Here is a 6542-nt window from a genome sequence, read left to right on the forward strand (position 1 = left end):
ACAACCACCATCTTGGCGCATTGCGACGCCGGTGAGCAGGGGCCGTCCACCCCATCAATTCATTGGCCGGTTGGTATAACTGCGCATCCCGCGCTTGCGCAAGGGCAGCTATCTGCCGTGCTTCCTGGAGCCGCGCCGCATGGCCGAGAAGGCGCTGACCGCCGTCATCCAGGAAGCCTATGTGCAGGGCATTTCGACCCGCTCGGTGGACGATTTGGTCAAAGCTATGGGCATGACCGGCATTTCCAAGAGCCAGGTGTCGCGCCGGTGTGCCGAGATCGACGGCAAGATCGCCACCTTCCTGGAGCGCCCCATCGAGGGCGACTGGCCCTATGTCTGGCTCGATGCCACCTACGTCAAGGTGCGCCAGGACGGCCGCATCGTCAGCGTGGCGGTGACCATCGCCGTCGGCGCCAACACCGCCGGACGGCGCGAGGTGCTGGGCATGGCCATCGGCCCCAGCGAGGCAGAGACCTTCTGGACCGACTTTCTGCGCAAGCTGGCTCGGCGCGGCCTGCGCGGCGTCAAGCTGGTGGTGTCCGACGCCCACGAGGGACTGAAGGCCGCTATCGACAAGGTGCTGAACGCCACCTGGCAACGCTGCCGCGTCCACTTCATGCGCAATGTGCTGGCCCATGCCGGTAAGCAGGGCCGTCGCGTCGTCTCCGCCTTCATCGGCACCGCCTTCGCCCAGGAAACCGCCACTGCCGCCCACGCCCAGTGGCGCCAGGTCGCCGACCAACTCCGCCCAAGGGCACACAAACTGGCTGACCTGATGGACGAGGCCGAGATGGACGTCCTTGCATACATGGACTTCCCGCAGCCCCATCGCACCAAGCTGCACTCGACCAATCCCATCGAGCGCCTCAACGGCGAAATCAAGCGCCGCACCGAAGTGGTCGGAATCTTCCCCAACGAGGCCGCAATCACCCGCCTGATCGGCGCCATCCTCTTGGAGCAGAACGACGAATGGGCCGTCCAGCGTTCCCGCTACATGACCCTGGAATCCGTCGCCCCCTTGGGCGATGATCCCCTAACCAGCCTGCCGCCCGTCGCGGCAGCCTGATCAAACCGGCCAAGCCTGCCGGAGATCAAACGCCGACCTCGCTGGTACACCAGTCCTCGGGACACGATCCAAGGGGTTTGATAAGAGGGGCGTAATCATGCTTCAATACACGGGGTTTAAGGGGGGCAGCGTTTTCCGCATTTATTCACAGTTTCTCTGGGGTGTGGGCTGCGGAATAGCACTTTTGGCAAGGGGGCTGGAATGTCTTTGAATATTTCCTTCTCGGGCAAGGCCTGCCTTGTCGTTGCGAAGGACGATTTTCTCAGTGGATTGATCGTGACGTCCTTGCATCAGATCGGGTTTGCCGATGTGCAGACGGCGGGAGACATTGCCGATGCCGTTCAATTGGTATCATCGACCGTCTATGATGTCATAATTTGCGCAGGCAAAACAACGGACGAATCGCTCCATATGGTTCGGTGCATCCGCATGGAAACGCCCGAGGGGGCAGCGGTTGGAGCGATGATTGGCATCACAGGTCAGATGGATGTCGGCGATTTGGCGGCGATGCGAAATTCTGGCGCGAATAGCATCGTAACCCTGCCTATCAATACCCGCAGCATGCTGAAGAACGTCAATCGGGCGTTGGGCGACCATCGCGAGATGATCTCGAATACGACCTATCGGGGGCCATGTCGGCGGAAGCCCGTGCCCCATACTTACAATGGGGCGCTCCGTCGTGACACCGACCAGGCTCTGCCGTCCCCGTCTCTATCGGCCTCCTCCCCTCCCGCTGGGACTGCTCCATTATCCCCAGGGGTGTCCCCGAGGGGAGTGAGGGGGAGTCCCAAGGCGGTGCTCGAGAATGACGAGTCGCTTGATTCCCAAGCATCGATCATCTTCATCGGCGTGAATGAGATTGCGGCCAGAATTGAGCATTTGAAGCGAGCCTTGCATGCGGCCGACGACGAGCAGACGAGAGGAGAAGTGCGCGCCAAGATCATGGAGGCGGCTGAACGGCTTGTTAATCTCATAGAACTGGTGGATCTCGAAGAGAACTCTGGTCGGCCTCAAAATGAGGCTGTGCGGCAGAATATCAAGAAGGTGACGACTCTCTTCACCGATATATTGCGGCAGATGTCTAATTCCAGGCTGGATGCCATCGTTACCGATATGGAGAGGTTTCTGTACGGCGGGGAGATTGTGTTGGGTGGCAGCGACCTGCTGCTGGAGCGATTGGCGTCGGTGGAGGAAATCGTCGCGGTTCTGGGGGGGCGCAAAACCAACGAGAGCATGAAGCGGAAGCTGGATTTCGCATGGGAAGGAATCGGAAAGCTTCAGCAAATGGAGGCCGATCAGTTTAGCTTGGTCGACCTTGAACGAAATAAGCGGGCGCGGCGGGGTGTGCGCCCTGTCGAGGACGGAGGCGCGGCCAGTCAGAACGGAGTTGCGGACCTCCTGCGGTCTCGTGGCAATGGTGGCGGGACTACTTGATCTGAAGTTTCTGTCGTTCGGGGGGGCATGCGGCGGCTACGGGCTTCGGCACCGGGGACGGTTTTGGCGGAGCCGTCGGATACGATGGCAGAGCCGATCTGGCCGCAACCACATCGGCCTCGACCTGTTTTAGTCCGCGGCGGAGAGCCCCATTCTCGGATTTGAGGCGTCTGGCCTGCAGCCAGTGCTGTTCACTCTGCTGAAGGCACATTTGCAAGATGACCTCCTGGCGCCTGGTCTTCTCATCCGGGGAGCCGAGATTGTCCGGAGATGTTTCCGCCGTATGGACAATGCCGCCGCCCTGAATGACGGCTTCGGTCATCTGCGCCAATTGAGCGACGGCGGCAATCACTGCCCGATCGGAAGCCGTCCCCGGCGCGTCTGGGAGCTTGCCGCAGACGTCCAGAATTTTTAGCAGGAATTCATGGGATTTCTGCAGGTTCGCCAGAGCGACGGACTGTATGGAAGGGGGAGCCATCTCTTACACGCCATAGGTGCCGCAGATGGTCGTATTCTTTCTGAATACAAGGAATTCGGCAATCATGTCGTGGCGGACCGCAAGAACCCAACCGCAGGCGCGGCAAAGAAGAATCGTCTCGCGCTGTTCTGAATATCTCGACCGGTTCGGGCTATGGAGCAAACTCTGGATCCAGGCCTGCGGCCATACAGGCCATGGTGCGGTTATCCACATTCTCGTTGGTCAGAAGTCCCTTATATTGGGAATCTACGCACTGAATGTGGTGGTGCAGCCAATCAGCGACCAATCCCGCCAGAGCGAGGATGGTCGTAAGGTCGTGGTTCGTCCGGTATTCCTTGACGAGAAGGGTGACGCGATCGGCAAAGGCGTCGTGGGCGCTGATATGTTCGACCATTTGAGGGTAATCGACTTTGGCCATGGCGAGCTGCTCTCGTAGGAAATGGCCCTCGATATATTCCTCAAGGATGTTGATGGCCGTTTCGATCAGATAGGCTTGCTCATTGTTCAGATTGGATGCCACATCTTGCAATAGCGCAGCTAAGCGAAAGAACGCCTTATGGTCTTCATCGATGGCATCAACATTTACCGAGAGCTCATCGTTCCATTCGGGAAGTGTATTGTTCTGTTCCATGATCTGTCCCACTGCCACAATAAGATGGCGTCGCGAATCTCGGACTCATGCCTAAAATCACAGCCGCATAGTCGGCGAGAGAGGGCGAAAGTCAACTCGTATCGTTAAGAGATGTGTTGAAAATAGACGATTTGTGCGCTGCGGATTTTTCAATCGCCCGTGGACGGAGGCCCTTCAATCCCAAACAGGCTCTTCCTGTGGGGTGTCTCGCCAAAGCCCGGATGCCCCAGGGTAAGCCAAGGTGCAAATTCTATCATGAAATTGGCTATTCTAGATAATAAACATTACTCGCAATTCAGGGGGGCAATCTGGGCAACAATAACCGCTTGACTGGCGCGGGTTCCTCGGGGATGAATCGACGCGTCCGCGCTGCTTTGGCCGGAACTCATACCAACGGCAGTGAGTTCCGACTCATGGCCGTTGGTTTGGTCGCAAATGCGACCGCTCCGCTGATGCGGCGGGAGCCAAGGGATGCGGAGGTATCCCGCCCGTCGCTTGATGGTGCCCTATGTGTTTTGACCAAAAGTCAGAGTATAGGGCCGTTGGTATCATACTGTGAAGGCATCAAAAGTGGAGCCAGATCATCCTTTTCGATTCAACATGCGTTTCAAGGCGATGAGCTCTGGCAGTTGGATGCGGATACTCGCCGTCGCGGCACTGGGCCTGACGGTAGCGGTTTTGTTTGTGCAGCTCTTCGTCGCGGTTGTCGTCGGAACGCTCATCGTGCTCCTCGTCCGTTCGGCGGCTCAGCGCGCATTGGGACCTGGAACCCGGATACAGTTCAGAATTCCGCCGAAACTCTCGGCGCGATTCAAGGCCTGGATGTGGCGGCGGTAAGGTAACCGTCGCCTTGATGGAGCAAGGTTAGGGGCGGGGAGGCTGCTTGCTGCGAACGCTGTAGCAGATAACGTCAATACCCTCGCCCTGAGTGTCGTTGGCGGCTTTCCACTTCCGGGCGACGCGCTCGAAGGTGAAGAGGTCCCGCTGTGTCTGGGGATTGGAGTATAACTCCTCCAGAACAAGAACCTCACCGACAACTCCCACCGGCATCAGACGCGCCGACGGGGAAATGGAATTGGCGATGAGTTCGTCGCTCTCGGTCCCTTCGGGGTCGATGCGGACCGTCGCCATGCTCCAGTTGACCGCCACATATGAGTCCACATGCATATCGCGCAGCATGCTGATATACAGCCCGCCACAGCGCAGCGCATTGGTCGGGTCGCCGAATCCGACAAGAATGGCGTTCCCGCTGGTTGTCATCGGGACGCTGACGTCCTGACCCAGGAAATTACGGTTATATTGGACCAGCAAGTTGAGAAGCATAGCCTTTTCAGCCTTGGTCTTCCGTCTTACCTGATCCGAATACAAGGCGAGAATCGCTAGGTCCCGGGTCTCATAAGTGTAGAACGGGCTGTCTGCCTCATCATCAAGGATCTCATTGCCCTGGAACAGGGGGGGGGTGGGGGGGGATTCCAGATCGGTGGTGGACAGAAGGTCGGAAATCTCCGACTCGGCCAGTCGAGGCGGAACGGGCATGGCGACGGGGACGAAATCTGTCAGTTCGGCCATGCCTCCCGCCATATCCTCGTCGGACAGGCTCGTCGGCGGCTCAGGCTGTTCCAATTCACCCCCGGACTCGACCTCTGCTTCGATCGCGGGTGATGTTTCCTGCTCATCGGGGATTTTGTCGTCCCACGCTTCCTCGGCATCAAGCCCAAGATCCAAGTCGTTTGGCGGAAGTTCGATCGGCTCCGGACGGAGGGTGCGATCGGTGGAGGCTGGGGCTTTGTCAGGAAGGACCGGTAGGGGCTCAGCCTCAGCCTCTGCCTCATCATAGGATTGCGGGGCTTCCGGTTCCGGAACGGCGTCGGAGGTCTGGGTGCGCGAGGCGGATCGACGAATGACTGCGCCGGACATGTTGGCGCCATCCAGCAGAGTGCCTGCGGTTACAGCATCGGTCAGGTCAGCGCCGGTGAAATTGGCGTTGCGGGCGTCGGCGCCAGCAAGATTGGCTCCGGTCAGCGTTGCGCCGGAGAAATTGGCGCCCATCAGCTTGGCCCCGGCAAGATTGGCCCCGGTCAAGTCAACACCGGACAGATCCATCCTTCCGGCCAGGTTGGCGCCGGCCAGATTGGCCATGCGCAGATTGGCGCCGGAGAAGTTAGCGCGCAGCAAAGTCGCGCCGGCAAGGTTGGCGCCCTGCAGCTTCGCGCCGGAGAGGTCGGCGTCTTCAAGGTTGGCCCGAGGAAGGTTGCAGTCCCTGAGATTCGCCCCCGACAGAACGGACTTGCGCAGATTGGCAAGGGACAGCAGGGAGCCGCTGAGATCCATCCCGGCAAGGTTGGCCCCTCGCAGATTGGCGCTGGTCAGATCCGGTCGCACATCAGGCTCCTGCTGGCGCCAAGCGTTCCAGTCGCCAGCCCCTTGGCCAAGATGTTGTAGGTGGTGTACGTTTCCCATCACATGCAATCGATCTGCCTTTACGAACATTCAGATCATACACCGGGCCGTGATTTTTTCAAAAACTTATCGCGAGGGTTTTGTGGAGACGGAAGGATTAGCCCGTCCTATTCACCAGGGCGCTCAGAATTGTATGCCCCCGCAGTCGCCTGACGTTTGGGGCGTCTGACCACGACGGCCTTTCGGTCGTCTGGGTGATGTGATGGGCAGGCGGACGGGGTCTGGAGTTGTCGGGCGGGATTGATCGGGGCAATGACGGCCCCGTCGGTCACGGTCCGGCGGGCATCAGCGCCGAGGCGAGGTGGCGGATCAGGGCAGCCTCGGGGCAGGCTGCGGCGAAGGCGAGACGGATGCGCGAGGCGGTCTCGATGACGCGGGCGCCCAATTTCAGCAGCCGGAGCCGGATGGTGGTGAACTCCGCGTTGGCCAGGGCATGAGTCTTGGGGATGGCGTCACGGAGGGTGAGCATCAGC

Annotated in this window: 6 protein-coding genes and 1 pseudogene; 3 read left to right on the forward strand and 4 right to left on the reverse strand. The window is 59.5% G+C overall.

What is annotated here, in order from left to right; translation table 11 throughout:
• Nucleotides 1-79: 79 nt before the first annotated feature.
• Together A6A05_RS01050 and A6A05_RS01055 are read left to right on the forward strand one after the other, a co-directional pair.
• Nucleotides 80-1066, forward strand: a pseudogene (locus tag A6A05_RS01050) (IS256 family transposase); the annotation flags it as partial.
• Between the two features lie 201 nt (nt 1067-1267).
• On the forward strand, nt 1268-2500 hold the full coding sequence (locus A6A05_RS01055; protein WP_068496612.1) for an ANTAR domain-containing protein: 1233 nt from the start codon (nt 1268-1270) through the stop codon (nt 2498-2500).
• Here the strand turns inward: A6A05_RS01055 and A6A05_RS01060 are convergent.
• Complete coding sequence (locus A6A05_RS01060; RefSeq protein ID WP_068496614.1) at nt 2493-2978, reverse strand: hypothetical protein; 486 nt, start codon at nt 2976-2978, stop codon at nt 2493-2495. The two genes, A6A05_RS01055 and A6A05_RS01060, sit on opposite strands and share 8 nt — an antisense overlap.
• Before the next feature lie 151 nt (nt 2979-3129).
• A complete protein-coding gene (locus tag A6A05_RS01065) occupies nt 3130-3609 on the reverse strand; it encodes a bacteriohemerythrin (protein ID WP_068496617.1) in 480 nt (159 codons plus the stop codon).
• Nucleotides 3610-4209: 600 nt separating this feature from the next.
• Between A6A05_RS01065 and A6A05_RS01070 the strand changes: the two genes are divergently transcribed.
• On the forward strand, nt 4210-4446 hold the full coding sequence (locus A6A05_RS01070) for a hypothetical protein (protein ID WP_068496619.1): 237 nt from the start codon (nt 4210-4212) through the stop codon (nt 4444-4446).
• A gap of 27 nt (nt 4447-4473) precedes the next feature.
• Here the strand turns inward: A6A05_RS01070 and A6A05_RS01075 are convergent, their stop codons facing one another.
• Nucleotides 4474-6099: a pentapeptide repeat-containing protein gene (locus tag A6A05_RS01075; protein ID WP_245644121.1), complete on the reverse strand. Its 1626-nt coding sequence runs from the start codon at nt 6097-6099 to the stop codon at nt 4474-4476.
• A 238-nt stretch (nt 6100-6337) separates the two neighbouring features.
• Nucleotides 6338-6542: transposase (locus tag A6A05_RS01080; protein ID WP_172822152.1), on the reverse strand; the 205-nt coding region annotated here is incomplete at its 5' end.

Source organism: Magnetospirillum moscoviense (assembly GCF_001650635.1).
GTDB classification, from domain to species: domain Bacteria; phylum Pseudomonadota; class Alphaproteobacteria; order Rhodospirillales; family Magnetospirillaceae; genus Magnetospirillum; species Magnetospirillum moscoviense.